The organism is Afipia sp. DC4300-2b1 (genome assembly GCF_049895725.1).
Classification (GTDB): Bacteria; Pseudomonadota; Alphaproteobacteria; order Rhizobiales; family Xanthobacteraceae; genus Afipia; species Afipia broomeae.
The window spans coordinates 608,168-626,000 of sequence record NZ_JAFCSX010000002.1 but is presented as its reverse complement, the minus strand read 5'-3'; the positions used below and the strand labels follow the sequence as shown (position 1 = coordinate 626,000).

Here is a 17,833-nt window from a genome sequence, read left to right as displayed (position 1 = left end):
CTACCGCATCGTCAGCACCACGCGCCCGATGACGCGGCGGTCTATCAGCAAGCGCATCGCCGCCGCGTAATCTTCCAGCGGCAAGCGATGCGAAATGTTGGGGCTGATACGGCGCTCGTTGGCCAGACGGGTGAGATCCTGCTGGCGCGCAACGCCGAGCGCGGGATTTTTGCGCACCGCTTCGCCCGCACGCACGCCGAGCACGCTGGCGCCTTTGATGAGCACGAGATTGGTCCTCGCCACGCCGACGCCGCCGGTGAAGCCGATCACCAGGAGGCGCGCGCCCCACGCGATGCAGCGCAGGCTGTCCTCGAAAATTTCGCCGCCCACCGGATCGAACACCACGTCGACGCCGCGTCCATCGGTGATGCGCTTGACGGCATCCTTGAACGGCTCGCGGCCATAGAGCACGCCATGGTCCGCGCCGCGCTGCTTCGCGGCCTCCAGCTTCTCCTCGCTTGAGGCGCACGCGATCACAGTCGCGCCGAACACCTTGCCAAGCTCAACAGCGGCGAGGCCGACGCCGCCGCCCGCGCCATGCACAAGCAGCACCTCGCCAGGCTTGATCTGCGCGCGATCATGCAGCGCGTGCCAGGCCGTGCCGTGCGCAGCGAAGAAGGCCGCGCCCTGCGCGTAGTCGAACGCCGCAGGCAGCGGCACAAGCTGATCGGGCGTGACAACGATCTCGTCGGCATAGCAGCCGAACCGCGCCTTCACGATCACCCTGTCGCCGACATTGATGCCATCTGCACCCGCGATCTCGATCACCTCGCCGGCCGCTTCCATCCCCGGCGTGAACGGCAGCGGCGGCTTGAGCTGATACTCCCCCGCTGCCATCAAAATGTCGGGAAAATTCAGTCCCGCCGCATGGATCGCGACCCGCACCTGACCTTGTGCCAGCGCGGCACGCGGCACATCTTCCAGTGTCAGCTTCTCCGGCGGCCCGAGTTCGCGGCAGACGACGGCACGCGGCATTCAATTGATCCTTATCTGCAATAACGATGCGATGCGATGTGTGCTTCACCTCTCCCCGTGGGGGAGAGGTCGGATTGCGCAGCAATCCGGGTGAGGGGGTTCGAATTTCATTTCAGGCATCCAGCCCCCTCACCCCACCCCTCTCCCCGACGGGGAGAGGGAGCGCATCACGCCCGCGTCCTGATCCGTACCATCCGCCAGGACAACAGCAATTACGCCGTCGCCTTCATCTCGAGCAGCTTGGCGTGGATCAGCGGCAGCCGGTCGTTGCCGAAATACATGTCGGTCTTGTCAAGATAGATCGTCGGCGAGCCGAATGCGCCGCGCGCGATCGCCTCATCGGTGTTGGCCTTGAGCTGATCCTTGACGGACTGCTCGCCGATGCCTGCGAAGAATTTTTGCGGATCGATGCCGACACGTTCGCAGATTTTCGTCAGCACCTCATCCTTCGAGATGTCCTGATCGTCGCCCCAGTACGACTCGAACACCGCGGTTGCGAACGGCACCAGCTTGTCCGGATGCTGCTGTTGCACCCAGACGCACCCGCGCATCGACTTCACCGCGTTCACCGGAAATATCGTCGGCGGCATGGTGATCTTGATGCCGGCGAGCCGGGCCCAGTCCTGCATGTCCTTCGCGGTGTAAGCCTGTTTCGCGGGCACCGGATTGGCGCGCGTCTCATACATCGCCTTGTTGACGGTGTTGAAGATGCCGCCGACCAGTATCGGCCGCCATGTGATCGGCGCGCCAAGCTCCTTGGCCATCGGCTGGATGTTGGTGAAGGCCAGATAGGTCCATGGGCTGGAGCAGTCGAAGAAGAACTCGATCATGATGGCGTTTCCTTTTGTTGTGCGCCTGACGTCGCACGATTCTCGTTATCGCTCCCTCTCCCCGCTTGCGGGGAGAGGGTTGGGGTGAGGGGCAACTTCACAATACGATGCCGGCCCCTCACCCGCTCGCGTTGCTCGCGACCTCCCCGTAAAACGGGGAGAGGTTGAAATTCACTGCGCCTGCTGCGCGGTCTTGCCGAACATGTTCTTGCGCTGATCCTCGGTGAACGGCGTCTTGTCGAACTTGCCGACGGACAGCCCCTTCTGCACCTCCGGCCGCGCGCGCACGGTCGCATACCAGCGCTTGAGGTTCGGAAAGTCGTCAAACGTGAAACCCTGCGCCTTGTGGGTCATGGTCCAGGGAAAACAGGCGATGTCGGCGATGGAATACTCCTCGCCCGCGACATAGGCGCCGGTCCGGCCAAGCTGCCGGTCGAGCACGGCATAAAGCCGCGAGGCCTCGTCGCGGTAGCGCTCGATGGCATAGGGAATCTTCTCCGGCGCGTAGAGCGCGAAGTGTCCGTGCTGGCCGAGCATCGGGCCGAGCCCGCCCATCTGCCACATCACCCACTGGATCACCTTGACGCGCCCGCGCACATCCTGCGGCAGGAAGCGCCCGGTCTTTTCGGCCAGATAGATCAGGATCGCGCCGGTCTCGAACATCGGGATCGGCTCGCCGCCGTCGGCAGGTGCCTGATCGATCATCGCGGGAATGCGGTTGTTCGGGCTGATCGCGAGGAATTCCGGCTTGAACTGCTCGCCGGTGCGGATGTTCACCGGAAACACCGTATAAGGCAGCCCGAGTTCCTCCAGCATGATCGAGATTTTCCACCCGTTGGGTGTCGGCGCATAATAGAGATCGATCATGAGATGTCCGCGAGTGAGGGTTGTGGACCAATCCTAGCCGCGCTCCCGATCACATTCCATCCCGCAAGCGCGAACAGCTTGTATGCCATACTTGTGTGCCTTGGCCCGGACATGGCAGATAGGCACCCAGCCAAGCAAACAATAACAATGGAAGCGTCCTATGCTGTTTCAAACGACCATCGCCGGTTCATTGCCGAAGCCCGACTGGCTGGCCGAGCCCAATACGCTGTGGGCGCCGTGGAAGCTCAAGGGCGCGGAACTGGCCAGCGCCAAGCGCGATGCGACGCTGCTCTGGGTGAAAATCCAGGAAGACGCCGGCATCGATCTCGTCACCGACGGCGAGCAGGCGCGGCAGCATTTCGTCCACGGCTTTCTCGAACGCGTCGAGGGCATCGATTTCGCCCACAAGGTCGAAATGGGAATCCGCAAGGACCGTTATAAGGCGATGGTGCCGCAGGTGGTCGCGCCGCTGAAACTGAAAGGCCGCGTCCATGCCGACGAGGCGCAGGCCGCGCGGGCCCATACCACGCGTAAATTGAAGTTCACCCTGCCCGGCCCGATGACCATCATCGATACGCTGGCTGACAGCTATTACGGTGATCGCGTGAAGATGGCGTTCGCCTTCGCCGACCTTCTTAATCAGGAAGCCAAGGCGCTTGCCGCCGACGGCGTCGACATGATCCAGTTCGACGAACCCGCGTTCAACGTGTTCATGGATGAAGTGAACGACTGGGGCATCGAAGCGCTGACCCGCGCAGCAGAAGGACTCACCTGCCAGACCGCCGTTCATATCTGTTACGGTTACGGCATCAAGGCCAACACCGACTGGAAGGAATCGCTCGGCGCCGAATGGCGGCAGTACGAGCAGATTTTCCCGGCCATCGACAAGAGCCCGATCCAGCAGGTCGCCATCGAGTGCCGCAACTCGCATGTGCCGCTGGAGCTGCTTGCGCTGCTCAAGGGCAAAATCGTGCAGGCCGGCGTGATCGACGTCGCCAGCGATGTGGTGGAAACGCCCGACGACGTGGTGAAGACCATCGAGGCCGTGATGAAGTTCGTCCCGAAGGAAAACATCGTCGCGACCACGAACTGCGGCATGGCCCCGATGCGGCGCGACATCGCCGAAGCCAAGCTGCGTGCACTCGGCGCGGGCGCGAAGCTGGCAAGGGAGAAACTGGGGTGATCACTTCTCCCTCGCCCCGCTTGCGGGGAGAGGGTCGGGGTGAGGGGCAACCTTCGCGCTTCGCTCTCGCCCCTCACCCGGATCGTTTCACGATCCGACCTCTCCCCGTGAACGGGGAGAGGTAAAGCGGTGACTATCCGCGCGCCAGATCCAGCAACTGATCCTTTTCAGGAGTTGGCGGCCGCGCGCGCCCCGCGCCCCGTCGGCTGCGATATGTAACCAGCGCGATGGTGATCCAGGTCGCATGGAAGATCAGCCCGGCAAACAGCACAAGCTGGCCGGGGATCGGCCCGACGGTTGCCCGCGCGAACAGTTCGTGCAGCGAGGCGACAGGCTCCGGATGGATCAGAAGCTTTCCGAGATAGGCGGTGACCTGGATCGCGAAAATCCAGCAGTAGTTGTTGCGAAGCCTCCGGCCGACCGCCTCGAGGTAACTGATGTGCAGGTTGGGCGCCTTGTAATCCTGATAGAGAATCTCGTTCCAGCCGTTCGCGGTCTGCACGCCCTCGCCCCTGAGAATGGGCCCGAAGAACTGGACTTCAAGCACATGCGCGCGCATGCGCCAGAAATCGAAGAAGCGGTAACGCCGCGCTTCGATGAACAGGAACGTGGCGACCAGAAGCCCCACCAGCACCAGCGGCAATGGCGACGCGTGCTCGCTGCTGAACGTCAGGGACAGCGCAATGCCGGTGGTCAGGACCGCCCAGTTGGTGGTGGCATCGAGCCTCGTGCGCCAGACCGTGCTGCGGTAAAGCTCGCCGCGATACAGATGTGACAGCGCGGTGATATCGGAGGAGTCGAACGCACGTTTGTTTTCGATCATGCTGCCGGTCATGGTCCCGATCCTCCACATCCAGATCATCGATGATCGCAGATTACGAGGTCGACCGGCGAGGTTCCAGCGTGTTCGGTCGTTGCAGCGCACTACGCTGCGCTATCCTGCCTTCTCCCTCTCCCCGCCTGCGGGGAGAGGTCAAACGAGTCTACGCCGCCCCGTCCTTGATCGGCGGCAGATACGACAGTCCCGTGTCCCACGGAAAGAAGATCCAGGTGTCCTGCGAGACTTCCGTGATGAACGTATCCACCAGCGGCTTGCCCATGGGCTTGGCATAGACCGCGGCGATATGCGCCTGCGGCACCAGATCGCGCACAATGCGCGCGGTCTTGCCGGTGTCCACCAGATCCTCGACCACCAGCAGCCCCTTGCCGGTGCCGCCGCCGAGCCGCGACACCGCGTCGGAAATGCCCTTGAGGACGGTCGGCTCGCTCACCTGCGAGGTGTGGCTGTAGCTCGACACGCACAGCGTATCGATGACGCGGATGCCGAGTTCGCGCGCGATCACCGCCGCGGGGACGAGGCCACCGCGCGTGACTGCGATCATCGCTTCAAACGGCCCCGCCCCGCTGAGCCGCCATGCCAGCGCCCGCGCATCGCGGTGAAACTGGTCCCACGACACCGGGAACGGTTTGCGCGCGCCCTCTTCACTCATCATCGATCTCCCCTTCACCTCTCCCGTGGGGAGAGGTCGGATTGCGAAGCAATCCGGGTGAGGGCGTACGCTCTCTCGACCAATCGAGCCCCTGACCCCAACCCTCTCCCCGCCGGGGAGAAGGAGTGCGCTCTCGGACCTGACGGTCTCCCGCCATCACAACGCGATCTTACGAAACAGCGACGTCGCATTGGCGGTCGCCACCAGCTTGTCATCCTGAAACAGCTCGCCGGCAAGATGGAAGATTTCCTTGCCGCGCATCGTCACGCGTCCAAAGCCCTTGAGCTTGCCGATCTTCGCCGGACGATGAAACTGGACATTGAGCGCGAGCGTCGGCGCGAACTCTCCGACGTTCATCATGGTTGCGGACGCGAGCCCCATGCAATCGTCCAGCATCGCGGACAGGAAACCGCCCTGCACGATGCCGATGGGATTAGCGAACTCCGGCTTGCCGTCGAACCCCAGTTCCACGGTATGCGCATCGAGATCGTAAGCGATGATTTCAAGGCCCAGCGTCCTGGCGCATTCCGGCGGCGGAAGCTTCCCCGCGGCGATGGCCTCGAAAAATCGCTCGCTCATATTTTGGCGACCTTGAGGTTTGCCAGCATGGCTTCGACGTCCGTCATCGCCGCGCGCAGCTTGGCCTCATCGCGCGAGCGCACAACGACATTGGTGTTCGGCTTGCCGTTCTCGTCGAGGAACGGATAGCTGCCGATGCTGGTATCGGGATGGGCTTCCTGGATGGCGCGCAGCGGCGTGCCGATGTCGCCTTCCCGCGCATTGGCGCGCACCGACTCCGACAGCATCCGCACGCCGGATTTCAGCTTCGGCGAGACGATGTCCATCATCGCCTGCATGATCGAAGGCACGCCGGCCATCACAATGACATTTCCGATTTTGAAGCCTGGCGCGAGGATGGTCGCGCTCGAAATCAGCTCCGCCCCGTCCGGGATGCGCGCCATCCGCAGCCGCGCCTCGTTCAGGTCCGCGCCGAAGCGCTCCTTGAAGCGTGCGACGACCTCGGGGTGATGGTCGATCTTGACCCCGAACGCCTTGGCCACGCTGTCGGCGGTGATGTCGTCGTGGGTCGGGCCGATCCCGCCGGTGGTGAAGACATAGGTGTAACGTTGCCGCAGCGAGTCGAGCGCGTAGATGATCGCGTCCTCGTCGTCGGCGACCACCCGCACTTCCTTCAGGTCGATGCCGATGTTGGTCAGGTATTCGGCGATGAAGCCGATGTTCTTGTCCTTGGTGCGCCCGGACAGGATTTCATCGCCGATCACAAGAATGCCGGCGGTGACGATCTCACTCATCTTGACTCTCCTACCTGTCCCAAACCGGTGTGCCGGTCATCTACCGGTACGCCCGGAACCCTGGCGCACGCAACGCATTGAAGTCACGAGCTTTTGCCGCATCCCTGGGCAACCGCCCGCCCGTTTTTCAGGCAGATCGACGCAAGGTCACGCCAATTGCCCGCAGGCAATGCATATCGCGCTGGCCCAAGCCTTGCTACCATCAGTTTGAGCAGCGGATCTGGTATCTCCCTAGTGGAGTGGATTTGACATTCGCTACCCAACGAGCAGCGAGGCCACGAGGCGAATGTCAAATCCAAAACTCCACTAGAAACCTATATTTTGCCAGTGGTCCGTCGATTCTAACATTCGCAAGGACGCCCGCTGAAATGGGGTGGCGAATGTTAGAATCGGACCACTGGCGTGAAGGAAGCGTTCTGGTTTATGTCAGTTGCCTTCGATGAAATGAATGGGACCGGTGGAGACCTTCGCTCCGCCTACCACGAGCTCAGCCTCTGGCTGAAGGAGACCCCTCCGGACGCGTTGGAATACCGGCGCCAGGAAGCAGAACTCTTATTCCGGCGTATCGGCATCACCTTCGCGGTCTACGGCGAGGCCGAATCCACCGAGCGGCTGATCCCGTTCGACGTCATTCCCCGGATCCTGTCCGGCAAGGAATGGACGACAATGGAAAAGGGACTGAAGCAGCGCGTGAAGGCGCTCAACATGTTCCTCGGCGACATCTATCACAACCGCGACATTCTCCGCGCCAAGATCATCCCCGACGACCTGATCTTCCAGAACCCGGTGTTTCGGCCGGAAATGAACGGGCAGGACGTCCCCCACGACGTCTATGTCCATATCGCCGGCATCGACATCGTGCGCGTCGACTCTGAGAACTTCTACGTGCTGGAAGACAATGCGCGGACGCCGTCCGGCGTGTCCTACATGCTGGAAAACCGCGAAATCATGATGCGGCTGTTTCCGGATCTGTTCGCGCGGCATCGCGTGGCGCCGGTGGAGAACTATCCTGACGAACTGCTGGCCGCCCTGCGTTCGGTCGCGCCGCTTACCTCGAAGGCCGAGCCCACCGTCGCCCTGCTGACGCCGGGCATCTACAACTCGGCCTATTACGAGCATTCGTTCCTGGCGGACAAGCTCGGCGTCGAACTGGTCGAGGGCCGCGATCTCATCGTCAAGAACGATGAAGTGTTCATGCGCACCACCGAGGGATTGAAACGTGTCGACGTGATCTATCGCCGCGTCGATGACGATTTCCTCGATCCCCTCACCTTCCGTCCCGACTCGGTGCTTGGGGTTCCCGGCCTGATGTCGGCTTACGTCGCCGGCAACGTCACGCTGGCCAATGCCGTCGGCACCGGCATCGCCGACGACAAGGCGGTCTACAGCTACATGCCGGACATCGTGAAATTCTATCTCGGCGAAGAGCCGATCCTGAAGAATGTCCCGACCTATCGCTGCCGCGAGCCGAAGGATCTGAAATACGTCCTCGACAACCTGAAAGACCTCGTCGTCAAGGAGGTCCATGGTTCGGGCGGCTACGGCATGCTGATCGGCCCCGCCGCCACCAGGGAGCAGATCGAGGCCTTCCGCGCCAAACTGATGAAGGAGCCGGAAGGCTTCATCGCCCAGCCGACGCTGGCGCTCTCCACCTGTCCGACCTGCACCGAGTCCGGCCTCGCGCCGCGTCACGTCGATCTGCGGCCGTTCGTGCTGACCGGCAAGGATCACGTGACCGTTGTGCCCGGCGGTCTGACCCGCGTGGCGCTGAAGGAAGGTTCGCTCGTGGTCAATTCCAGCCAGGGCGGCGGCACCAAAGACACCTGGATTCTCGAGTAACACATGCTGTCGCGCACCGCAGAAAGTCTGTACTGGCTGGCCCGCTACGTCGAACGGGCGGAATATCTCGCCCGCACCATCGAGGCGACGCTGCGCGCCACCGCGCTGCCGGACGCCTATGTCGGCAAGAGCAACGAATGGGAATCCGCGCTGCTCACGGCGGGGATCGATGACATCTTTTACAGGTTTCACGACGAGGCCAACGAGCGCACCGTTGTCGATTTCCTGTCGTTCTCGCCCGACAATCCGTCCTCGATCCGCAACTGCATCGAGAACGCGCGGCTGAATTCGCGCTCGGTGCGCACTGCGCTCACCAGCGAGATGTGGGACACCATCAACAGCGCATGGATCGAACTGCATGCCTGCTGGCCCAAGGGCGCGAAGACGCGCGAGGACCTGACCAAGTTTCTGCGTTTCGTGCAGGAGACATCGCTGCGTTTCGACGGCTCCGCCTACCGCACCATGCTGCGCAACGACGCCTACTGGTTCTCGCGGCTCGGGCTGCATCTGGAACGCGCAGACAACACCGCGCGCATCCTCGACGTGAAGTATCACGTGCTGCTGCCCGAAGAAGAACATGTCGGCGGCCCGCTCGACTACTATCAGTGGACCTCGATCCTGCGGTCGGTCTCGGCGCTCACCGCCTATCACTGGGTGTATCGCGAGACGCTGAAACCGTGGCTGATCGCCGACCTGCTGATCCTGAATGAATCGCTGCCGCGCTCGCTGGCGAGCTGCTACGGCAATCTGGTGCGCAATCTCGACCAGATCGGCGTCGCCTATGGGCGCCAGGGCGCCGCACAGCGCCACGCGCGCGGTGTCCGCAACCGGCTGGAACACGCGCACATGGATGATTTGTTCCAGCGCGGGTTGCATGAATTCATCCAGGAGTTCATTGCAGACAACGCACGTCTGGGCGATACCATTTCGAAACAGTATCTGATCTGAGTTGCCCGGAATGCAGGGCTGCATCCCGTCATTGCGATGCGTATTTGCGACAATGCAATGACAGCGTTGTGCTACTGACGCCCTTCTCACGAAACTGCGGCTTTGCCATGCGCCTGAAAATTTCCCACTCGACGACATATCGCTATGAGCCGCCGGCGACCGGCGTGATCCAGATCCTGCGCATGACGCCCGGCAGCCATGACGGACAATATGTCGCCGATTGGCAGATCGACGTCTCCACCGATACACGCCTCGATGTGCATCAGGATGCGTTCGGCAACGTCACGCATGTGCTGACCCATGGTGCGCTCTCGGACCTGACCATCCATGTCGAGGGCCTGGTCGAGACGCATGATACCGGCGGCGTGCTGCGCGGCACCGACGAGCGTTTTCCGCCGAGCCTGTTCCTGCGCGCGACGCCGCTGACCGAAGTCAACGCCGCCATGGCGAAGTTCGCCAGCGACCTCTACACCGAAGCAGCCGGAGACACGCTGGGCTTTCTCCATGCGCTGATGCTTCAGATCAACGATCACATGACATTCGATACCGATCCGACCCACGCCGGCACGTCTGCGCCGGAAGCCTTCGCGCTCAAGCGCGGCGTCTGTCAGGATTACGCACACATCTTCATTGCCTGCGCGCGCAGCGCCGGTGTCCCCGCCCGCTATATCTCGGGGCATCTGCTGCGCTCGGACGGCATGATCGCGCAGGACGCCGGACATGCCTGGGCGGAGGCCCATGTCGAAAGGCTCGGATGGGTCGGCTTCGACGCCGCGAACGCGATCTGCACCACCGACGCCCATGTCCGGGTCGCGGTCGGGCTCGACTATCTGAGCGCAGCTCCGGCGCGCGGCACCCGCTACGGGGGCGGCACCGAAACGCTGGAAGTCGCTGTGCGGGTCGATCAGGCCGGACGGCAGAGCCAGAGCTGACGACGAGCGAGATTCCGGTTTCGCGTCATTGCGAGCCAACGGGTCCGGCTTCGCCGGCCCGATGATAAACTTCGCGCAATCCATATTGCTGCCGGAAGATGGATTGCTTCGTCGCTGGCGCTACTCGCAATGACGGCAACTGTCATGCTTCTTAGGCCTGTCAAGCTCACCTCTTCCGTTGCCCCCCACGTCTCAGCCGCGTAGAAATGCGCGGTCTGGAGATTTGAACTGATGACTTATTGCTGCGGAATTCTGGTTCGTGACGGCCTTGTGATGATGGCCGACACCCGCACCAATGCGGGTCTCGACAACATCTCCACCTTCCGCAAGCTGCACATCTTCAGCAGCCCCGGCGAGCGCATCATGGCGATCGCCACCGCGGGCAATCTCGCCATCAGCCAGTCGGTGATTTCGACACTGAACGAGGGGTTCGAGGACCCGATCACCGGCGAAGTCGAGACGCTGATGAATGCGCCGACGATGTTTCAGGCGGCGCAACGGATCGGCCGGGCGATCCGCGAGGTGCATAAACTCGAGGGCAACGCGCTGCGCGCGGAAGACATCTCGTTCGACGTGTCGTTCCTGTTCGGCGGACAGATCAAGGGCGCGCGGATGCGACTGTTCATGATCTACACCGCCGGCAACTTCATCGAGTGCACCACCGACACGCCCTACCTGCAGATCGGCGAACATAAGTATGGCAAACCGGTGCTCGACCGCGCGATCTCCTATGACGTCGATCTGTACGACGCGCTCAAAGTTGGTCTCGTATCGATGGACTCGACCATGCGCTCCAATCTCGGCGTCGGCATGCCGATCGACATTCTGCTGGTGCGGCCCGACGTGCTCGACGCCGAGGTGAACTATCGCATCGAAGCGGGCGAACCGTATTTCCACGATCTGCGCTCGCGCTGGTCGGCGGCGCTGCGTGCCGCGCATCAGAGCATTCCGCGTCCGCCTTACGGTCAGAAGACCTGACAACCCGCCATACTAAAAATCAGAACAAGCCGCAGCAGCGGCGTAAAAAGGGAGAAACCAATGAAAGTCGCAATCGTCACCGGTGCGGGCTCTGGAATCGGACGCGCCTCGTCGCTGGCGCTGATGAAGGCCGGCTTCTCGGTGGTGCTGGCCGGACGGCGCAAGGATGCGCTGGAAGACACCGCGAAGGCCGGCAAGGATCTGGGCAAGAGCCTCGTCGTGCCGAGCGACATGACCGATCCGGCCTCGATCGCGGCGCTGTTCGCGAAGACCATGGACGCGTTCGGCCGCCTCGACGTGCTGTTCAACAACGCCGGCGTCGGCACGCCGCCGGTGCCGCTGGAAGATATCAGCCTGCAGCAGTGGCAGACCACGGTGGCGACCAACCTTACCGCGCCGTTCCTCTGCACCCAGCACGCCTTCCGCATCATGAAGGACCAGACGCCGCGCGGCGGACGCATCATCAACAACGGCTCGATCTCGGCTTACGCCCCTCGTCCGTTCTCGTCGCCCTACACCGCGACCAAGCACGCCATCAGTGGCCTCACCCGCGCCACCGCGCTCGACGGCCGCGCCTATGACATCGCCTGCGGCCAGATCGACATCGGCAATGCCGCCACCGAGATGACCGAGCGCATGGCCGGCGGTGTGCTGCAGCCGCGCGGCGACACCATGGTCGAGCCGCGCATGGATGTGCAGAACGTCGCCGACGCCATCGTGTTCATGGCCACGCGCTCGCTCGACGCCAACGCGCTGTTCCTCAACATCATGGCGACCAAGATGCCGTTCGTCGGACGCGGGTGAACCCAGACGGTTCTTAATCGCGCGGCGCAGTCTCAACATACTCGGTCGCCATCACCGGGGTTGTCCCGGTGATCCACGTCTCTTTATCCTTTCCGGAGATCCAGAAAGACGTGGATGGCCGGGACGAGCCGGGCCATGACGGCGAGGAATTGCGACGCGAGCCGCTCAGTGCAGCCGGAACATGCCGTCGATCGCCTTGATCTCAGCCGGCTTGATCAGCTTGGAGTGCGCGACGGTGACCGAAACCAGCGGTCCCTCCAGCTTCTCCTGCCAGAATGCGAGAAAATCCTTCAACGCCGGAAATTTCGGGAACAGGTCGTAGTTCTGCCAGACGTAGGATTGCAGCAGCCAGTGGTGATCGGGGCGCCGGTAGAGAATTTCGGCCGTCGTCAGGCCGTAACCGGCGAGTTGCCGTTTGAAGTCCTCAGATACGTTGCCCTGAGAAACGGTAGCATTCGGGACCATCAGTACCTCCTTGGTGGAGGCGATCGGCAAACAGTGGCAACCGGTTTTGTCGAACGCGCTCGCACCCACTCTCTGTTGAGCGCGCAAGTCGCGAACCGGATTCCACGTCGCGAACAAACGCGCTGTCTGAGAATCTGACCCAATACGAAGCTTCATCACAAGCTCAAATGTTAAATAAAGTGTTATCTTTCAATGCATTAGCAGCACCTCACCGCGACTGCTGACAAGGTTGCTGCTGACAGTTCGCCGCGCCCGTGCGACTCTCGCATCCCGTAAATATGGAGCGGGGCCATGAGCCGTTTCACCGGCGAACTCACCATCACGCAGCTGGACGTCGATTGCCGGACGTGGCGGCTTGAACAGCCGCTGGTCTATGAGGTCGGCGACGAGAACTCCGGCCACGTGATCGAGGTGCACAAGCTGTTCGAGACCGACGGCGCATCGATCCCGCGTCTCTTCCAGTCATTCCTGCCGACGTGGGGCCGCTACAGCCGGGCCGCTGTGGTCCATGACTATCTTTACAACGAGCTACGCCCCGGCACCGAGCCGCACCCGGAGGCGCCGACCAGGCAGCGCGCCGACGCGATCTTTTATGAGGCGATGCAAGTCTCCGGCGTCGGTTTCTTCACCCGATGGATCATGTGGGCGGCGGTGCGCACCTTTGGTTTCCTGTCCTTGCAGGCCGCCCGCGCCATGGCCTGGAAAAACGACAAGCCGATGCCCGCCGAGGTCGCGCCCCGGCCGGAGCTGGACATTGTGAGCAAGCGCAGGCGGCAGACCGGGACACCTCCGCCTCCGCCCCAATCGCCCGGAAACGAGGGGCCGGCTCCGCGTTAACGCTTGAGCAAAAATTGGCAGCCGTCAAATCAGAGTGCCAATTTTTCTGCTAAAGACCCTTGCCCGGCACCCGCCATCGGCCTATGTCCGTGTCAGTTGCGGTAGCACTCGCCTACCATGACTGCTAACATTTGAAAAAACTTAGCCTTATCAAGCTATTAGGAGGACTGCATGAAATTCCGTCCGCTTCACGACCGCGTCGTGGTCAAGCGCATCGACGCCGAAGAGAAGACCAAAGGCGGTATCATCATTCCGGACAGCGCGAAGGAAAAGCCTTCCCAGGGCGAGATCCTGTCGGTCGGTCCGGGCGGCCGCGACGAGGCCGGCAAGTTGATCCCGATCGACCTGAACGTCGGCGACATCGTCCTTTTCGGCAAGTGGTCCGGCACCGAGGTCAAGATCGACGGCCAGGAAGTGCTGATCATGAAGGAAAGCGACATCATGGGCGTCATCACCGATGGCAGCGCCAAGAAGAAGGCCGCTTAAGAGCGCCCTCTCCCACCCAGAATTCCAACTTGTCCTGACACTCAAGGAAACCCAACATGTCCGCCAAAGAAGTCAAATTCGGCGTCGAAGCCCGTGACAAGATGCTCAAGGGCGTCGACATCCTCGCCAACGCCGTGAAGGTGACGCTCGGTCCGAAGGGCCGCAACGTCGTCCTCGACAAGTCGTTCGGCGCTCCGCGTATTACCAAGGACGGCGTCACCGTCGCCAAGGACATCGAGCTTGAAGACAAGTTCGAGAACATGGGCGCGCAGATGGTCCGTGAAGTGGCCTCGAAGTCGGCAGACGCTGCCGGCGACGGCACCACCACCGCGACCGTTCTGGCCCAGGCCATCGTGAAGGAAGGCGCCAAGGCTGTTGCCGCCGGCATGAACCCGATGGATCTGAAGCGCGGCATCGACCTCGCGGTCGAAGCGGTCGTTGCAGACCTCGTCAAGAACTCCAAGAAGGTCACCTCGAACGACGAGATCGCCCAGGTCGGCACCATCTCGGCCAACGGCGACAAGGAAATCGGCGATTTCCTCGCGAAGGCCATGGCGAAGGTCGGCAACGAAGGCGTCATCACCGTTGAGGAAGCCAAGTCGCTCGACACCGAACTCGATGTCGTCGAAGGCATGCAGTTCGACCGCGGCTACATCTCCCCCTACTTCGTCACCAACGCCGACAAGATGCGCGTTGAATTCGACGACGCCTACATCCTCATCAACGAGAAGAAGCTCTCCTCGCTGAACGAACTGCTTCCGCTGCTGGAAGCCGTCGTGCAGACCGGCAAGCCGCTCGTCATCGTTGCTGAAGACGTCGAAGGCGAAGCTCTCGCCACCCTCGTCGTCAACCGTCTCCGCGGCGGCCTCAAGGTTGCCGCTGTGAAGGCTCCGGGCTTCGGCGACCGCCGCAAGGCCATGCTGCAGGATATCGCGATCCTGACCGGCGGCCAGGCGATCTCGGAAGACCTCGGCATCAAGCTTGAGAACGTGACCCTGAACATGCTGGGCCGCGCCAAGAAGGTGATGATCGACAAGGAAAACACCACCATCGTCAACGGCGCCGGCAAGAAGGCCGACATCGAAGCCCGCGTTCAGCAGATCAAGGCGCAGATCGAAGAGACCACTTCGGACTACGACCGCGAGAAGCTGCAGGAGCGTCTGGCCAAGCTCGCAGGCGGCGTCGCGGTGATCCGCGTCGGCGGCGCGACCGAAGTCGAAGTGAAGGAGCGCAAGGATCGCGTTGATGACGCGATGCATGCGACCCGTGCGGCTGTTGAAGAAGGCATCGTGCCGGGCGGCGGCGTCGCCCTGCTCCGCGCCTCCGAGCAGCTCAAGCGCATCAAGACCGCGAACGACGACCAGAAGACCGGCGTCGAGATCGTCCGCAAGGCGCTCTCCGCTCCGGCCCGCCAGATCGCCATCAACGCAGGCGAAGACGGCTCGGTCATCGTCGGCAAGGTGCTCGAGAAGGAGCAGTATTCCTACGGCTTCGACTCGCAGACCGGCGAATACGGCAACCTCGTCACCAAGGGCATCATCGACCCGACCAAGGTCGTGCGTGCGGCGATCCAGAACGCAGCTTCGGTTGCGGCGCTGCTGATCACCACCGAAGCGATGATCGCTGAAGTGCCGAAGAAGGGTGGCGCTGGCGCACCGGCAATGCCGGGCGGCGGCATGGGCGGCATGGACTTCTGATCCAAGCGTCTTTCGCAGTTACGAAATGCAAAAGGCCCGGAGCAATCCGGGCCTTTTCTTTTCTGTCCGCTCCGCGTTGTCATTCCGAGGGCGGCGCGGCATTCTCATTCCGCGAGAATCCCCCGCGCCCCGCCTCACAACCCGCCGCGATATTGCGTCGGCGAGCAGCCGAAGCGCGCGCGGAAGCAGCGGTTGAAATAAGTCACTTCGTTGAAGCCGCTGGCCAGCGCAATATCCGACACCTTCAGCCTGTCGAAACGCAGGTCGGAGAGCATGGCGCGCGCCTTCTGCAGGCGCAATTCCAGCACCCGTTCGGAGAACGTCTCGCCGCTTTCAAACAACAGGTCCCGCACGTAGCGGTCGGACAGCCCGAGACTCTCCGCAATTGCGGCGGGTGAGAGCGAGGGATCGGCAAAGCGCGCCTCGATGATCGATAAAAGTTCACGCAGGCGGGCAGCACGCAGGCCGCGCGTCTGCGCGACCTGGGCTTCGTCGCCGCGCGCGCCCAGCGCCAGCGCGATCAGATCGGCGAGCATGGTTTCGGCATGCTGCATCAAAGGCAGCGATTCATGCACTTCATCGGCATTGAGCAGAAAATCGATGGTGTGCTCGAGGTGCCGCACAATCGGATCGCTTCTGTCGAGCGCGGTTACCGAGCGATCGTCGGCATGCGGCACGACCTTGAGAATCTGCGCGCGCGGGATCGAGGCCATCACCCATGAGGTGACGCCATCGGTGAAGCTCGAACATGGTTGCGCGATATTGTAGGCCATCACGCTGCCGTTCTTCATGGTGAGATCGCGATTACCCGCACTCCAGATTTGCGGCTTGGGGCTGCGATAAAATCCGATGTAGATGTCGTCACGGTCATTGGCGACATGCTTGCGGGTGCGAACGTAGTGGTTCGTGGTCGTGCTGAATCGGCTGACGCCGAGATTGCCGAGCATGACATTCCTGGACGACGTCGCGAACGGCTTGTCGTCAGCGTGCTTGATCTCGGCCGCGCCGAGCTGCTCCAGCCAGATATCGCGCCACAACATGAAGCGCGCCTTGTCACTCAAATGCGCGGGAAGCTGATCCGACGAGTAATCGACCTTCGGCATGTTCGCCTGCTGTATTGCAAATGGGTTCCCCTTCCTTACCACCCTACCACACGCCACCGTGAACGGCAGCGGCTGGCGACCCAACAGGTGGCACGAAAACGGGCAATACTTCCGCCTAAATCAAGCCCAGCGCCGTTAAGGTCAATCACAGCGATACAGCCCTGTGCATCGTTGTAACAGCGCAACACAGCGAACGATTTCCGCAGGCCTGCCGCCAAGTGCAATTGCTGTTCCGCCGCGTGCAAGACAGGCGAAGCGGAATCCCTCACATCACACAGCAGACGAGTACTGAGAAGGCATTTCAGGATGAAGACGTTGATTGCGACCGGCGCCATTCTTTCCATCGCGGCGTTATCGCCCGTTCTGGCTGCGCCCGAGGCCGCGCCGATCTTCAACTGGACCGGCTTCTACATCGGCGGCCACCTTGGCGGCGGCTGGAGCGACGATTCCGCAAAGGCAGCATTGACCGGGGCCGGAGCTTTCGATCCAGCCGTCATCGGCAACAATGCTTCGGGCATCGTGGGCGGCGGCCAGATCGGCTATAATTGGCAATTCACGTCGAACTGGCTGCTCGGCATCGAAGGGGACTCTTCCGGCACAAACATTCACGCCTTTGGCACGGCACCTTTTGCCTCCGGAGGCATTCCCTATCCGCCGGAACTCCACCATGAGGCCACCCGAGACATCAATTGGCTTGCATCGATCCGGGGCCGCCTGGGATATTCATCCAATCATTGGCTCGTTTACGTGACGGGCGGCGGGGCGTGGGGCAGCATCAGCTACCGGACCAATATTACGCTCGTTGTCCCGCTCACTCCCCAGTCTTTTGACACAACGTCGTCGGGGTGGGTCATCGGAGGCGGCGTTGAATACGCTGTGACCAGCAACTGGACCGCTCGCGTCGAATATCTCCATTACGACTTCGGAGATACGACCGTGGCGAACGTCCCGGCCGCTGCTCCCAACGCCGCGCTGATCACGACTTTCAACAACAAGATCGACGTGGTTCGCGCGGGTGTGAACTACAGGTTCTGATCCGGATTCCGCCGATATTGCCTGAGGGGCGTTGTCTCGATCGTCACGATC

19 protein-coding genes are annotated in these 17,833 nt (G+C 62.1%); 10 read left to right on the top strand and 9 right to left on the bottom strand.

Features of this window, described 5'->3' with window-relative positions; translation table 11 throughout:
- The 3 genes from ACP7AL_RS09685 to ACP7AL_RS09675 form a co-directional block, all read right to left on the bottom strand.
- Complete coding sequence (locus ACP7AL_RS09685; protein ID WP_425990974.1) at window positions 1–975, bottom strand: NADPH:quinone oxidoreductase family protein; 975 nt, start codon at window positions 973–975, stop codon at window positions 1–3.
- Window positions 976–1,187: 212 nt separating this feature from the next.
- Window positions 1,188–1,805, bottom strand: coding sequence for a 2-hydroxychromene-2-carboxylate isomerase (locus ACP7AL_RS09680; protein ID WP_425990972.1), 618 nt, complete (start codon window positions 1,803–1,805; stop codon window positions 1,188–1,190).
- A gap of 171 nt (window positions 1,806–1,976) precedes the next feature.
- Window positions 1,977–2,672 carry a glutathione binding-like protein gene (locus ACP7AL_RS09675; RefSeq protein WP_425990970.1) on the bottom strand — a complete coding sequence of 232 codons (696 nt, stop codon included), beginning with the start codon at window positions 2,670–2,672 and terminating at the stop codon, window positions 1,977–1,979.
- 160 nt (window positions 2,673–2,832) lie between these two features.
- On the opposite strand from ACP7AL_RS09675, the gene ACP7AL_RS09670 reads away from it, so the two are divergent.
- A complete protein-coding gene (locus ACP7AL_RS09670) occupies window positions 2,833–3,855 on the top strand; it encodes a methionine synthase (RefSeq protein ID WP_425990968.1) in 1,023 nt (340 codons plus the stop codon).
- A 133-nt stretch (window positions 3,856–3,988) separates the two neighbouring features.
- Here the strand turns inward: ACP7AL_RS09670 and ACP7AL_RS09665 are convergent, their stop codons facing one another.
- The 4 genes from ACP7AL_RS09665 to ACP7AL_RS09650 all read right to left on the bottom strand — a co-directional run bounded on the left by ACP7AL_RS09665 (window position 3,989) and on the right by ACP7AL_RS09650 (window position 6,658).
- Entirely contained in the window at window positions 3,989–4,690 is a 702-nt protein-coding gene (locus ACP7AL_RS09665; RefSeq protein WP_006021265.1) for a DUF2270 domain-containing protein, read from the bottom strand.
- Between the two features lie 148 nt (window positions 4,691–4,838).
- Window positions 4,839–5,345: a xanthine phosphoribosyltransferase gene (gene gpt / locus ACP7AL_RS09660; RefSeq protein WP_425990966.1), complete on the bottom strand. Its 507-nt coding sequence runs from the start codon at window positions 5,343–5,345 to the stop codon at window positions 4,839–4,841.
- A gap of 156 nt (window positions 5,346–5,501) precedes the next feature.
- Window positions 5,502–5,924, bottom strand: coding sequence for a PaaI family thioesterase (locus tag ACP7AL_RS09655; protein WP_425990964.1), 423 nt, complete (start codon window positions 5,922–5,924; stop codon window positions 5,502–5,504).
- Complete coding sequence (locus ACP7AL_RS09650) at window positions 5,921–6,658, bottom strand: competence/damage-inducible protein A (RefSeq protein ID WP_006021268.1); 738 nt, start codon at window positions 6,656–6,658, stop codon at window positions 5,921–5,923. The genes ACP7AL_RS09655 and ACP7AL_RS09650 overlap by 4 nt, the downstream gene beginning before the upstream one ends.
- 423 nt (window positions 6,659–7,081) lie before the next feature.
- On the opposite strand from ACP7AL_RS09650, the gene ACP7AL_RS09645 reads away from it, so the two are divergent.
- The 5 genes from ACP7AL_RS09645 to ACP7AL_RS09625 all read left to right on the top strand — a co-directional run bounded on the left by ACP7AL_RS09645 (window position 7,082) and on the right by ACP7AL_RS09625 (window position 12,159).
- Window positions 7,082–8,497, top strand: a complete 1,416-nt coding sequence (locus ACP7AL_RS09645; RefSeq protein ID WP_006021269.1) for a circularly permuted type 2 ATP-grasp protein — start codon at window positions 7,082–7,084, stop codon at window positions 8,495–8,497.
- A gap of 3 nt (window positions 8,498–8,500) precedes the next feature.
- Entirely contained in the window at window positions 8,501–9,445 is a 945-nt protein-coding gene (locus ACP7AL_RS09640; protein WP_006021270.1) for an alpha-E domain-containing protein, read from the top strand.
- 107 nt (window positions 9,446–9,552) lie between these two features.
- Window positions 9,553–10,377 carry a transglutaminase family protein gene (locus ACP7AL_RS09635; protein WP_024919036.1) on the top strand — a complete coding sequence of 275 codons (825 nt, stop codon included), beginning with the start codon at window positions 9,553–9,555 and terminating at the stop codon, window positions 10,375–10,377.
- Between the two features lie 231 nt (window positions 10,378–10,608).
- Window positions 10,609–11,355 (top strand): proteasome-type protease, encoded by a 747-nt coding sequence (locus ACP7AL_RS09630; RefSeq protein WP_006021272.1) that lies wholly within the window; start codon window positions 10,609–10,611, stop codon window positions 11,353–11,355.
- 60 nt (window positions 11,356–11,415) lie between these two features.
- Entirely contained in the window at window positions 11,416–12,159 is a 744-nt protein-coding gene (locus ACP7AL_RS09625) for an SDR family oxidoreductase (RefSeq protein WP_425990960.1), read from the top strand.
- Window positions 12,160–12,324: 165 nt separating this feature from the next.
- Here the strand turns inward: ACP7AL_RS09625 and ACP7AL_RS09620 are convergent, their stop codons facing one another.
- Entirely contained in the window at window positions 12,325–12,624 is a 300-nt protein-coding gene (locus tag ACP7AL_RS09620; protein ID WP_024919035.1) for an usg protein, read from the bottom strand.
- 291 nt (window positions 12,625–12,915) lie between these two features.
- On the opposite strand from ACP7AL_RS09620, the gene ACP7AL_RS09615 reads away from it, so the two are divergent.
- The 3 genes from ACP7AL_RS09615 (at window position 12,916) to groL (ending at window position 15,644) form a co-directional block, all read left to right on the top strand.
- A complete protein-coding gene (locus tag ACP7AL_RS09615) occupies window positions 12,916–13,461 on the top strand; it encodes a DUF1353 domain-containing protein (RefSeq protein ID WP_425990957.1) in 546 nt (181 codons plus the stop codon).
- Between the two features lie 171 nt (window positions 13,462–13,632).
- Complete coding sequence (locus ACP7AL_RS09610; protein WP_006021276.1) at window positions 13,633–13,947, top strand: co-chaperone GroES; 315 nt, start codon at window positions 13,633–13,635, stop codon at window positions 13,945–13,947.
- 56 nt (window positions 13,948–14,003) lie between these two features.
- Window positions 14,004–15,644, top strand: coding sequence for a chaperonin GroEL (groL, locus tag ACP7AL_RS09605; RefSeq protein WP_006021277.1), 1,641 nt, complete (start codon window positions 14,004–14,006; stop codon window positions 15,642–15,644).
- A 134-nt stretch (window positions 15,645–15,778) separates the two neighbouring features.
- Here the strand turns inward: groL and ACP7AL_RS09600 are convergent, their stop codons facing one another.
- Window positions 15,779–16,747, bottom strand: coding sequence for an AraC family transcriptional regulator (locus ACP7AL_RS09600; RefSeq protein ID WP_425990954.1), 969 nt, complete (start codon window positions 16,745–16,747; stop codon window positions 15,779–15,781).
- Between the two features lie 306 nt (window positions 16,748–17,053).
- Here ACP7AL_RS09600 and ACP7AL_RS09595 point away from each other — a divergent pair, with 306 nt between their 5' ends.
- Window positions 17,054–17,782: an outer membrane protein gene (locus ACP7AL_RS09595; RefSeq protein WP_425990952.1), complete on the top strand. Its 729-nt coding sequence runs from the start codon at window positions 17,054–17,056 to the stop codon at window positions 17,780–17,782.
- Window positions 17,783–17,833: the final 51 nt, after the last annotated feature.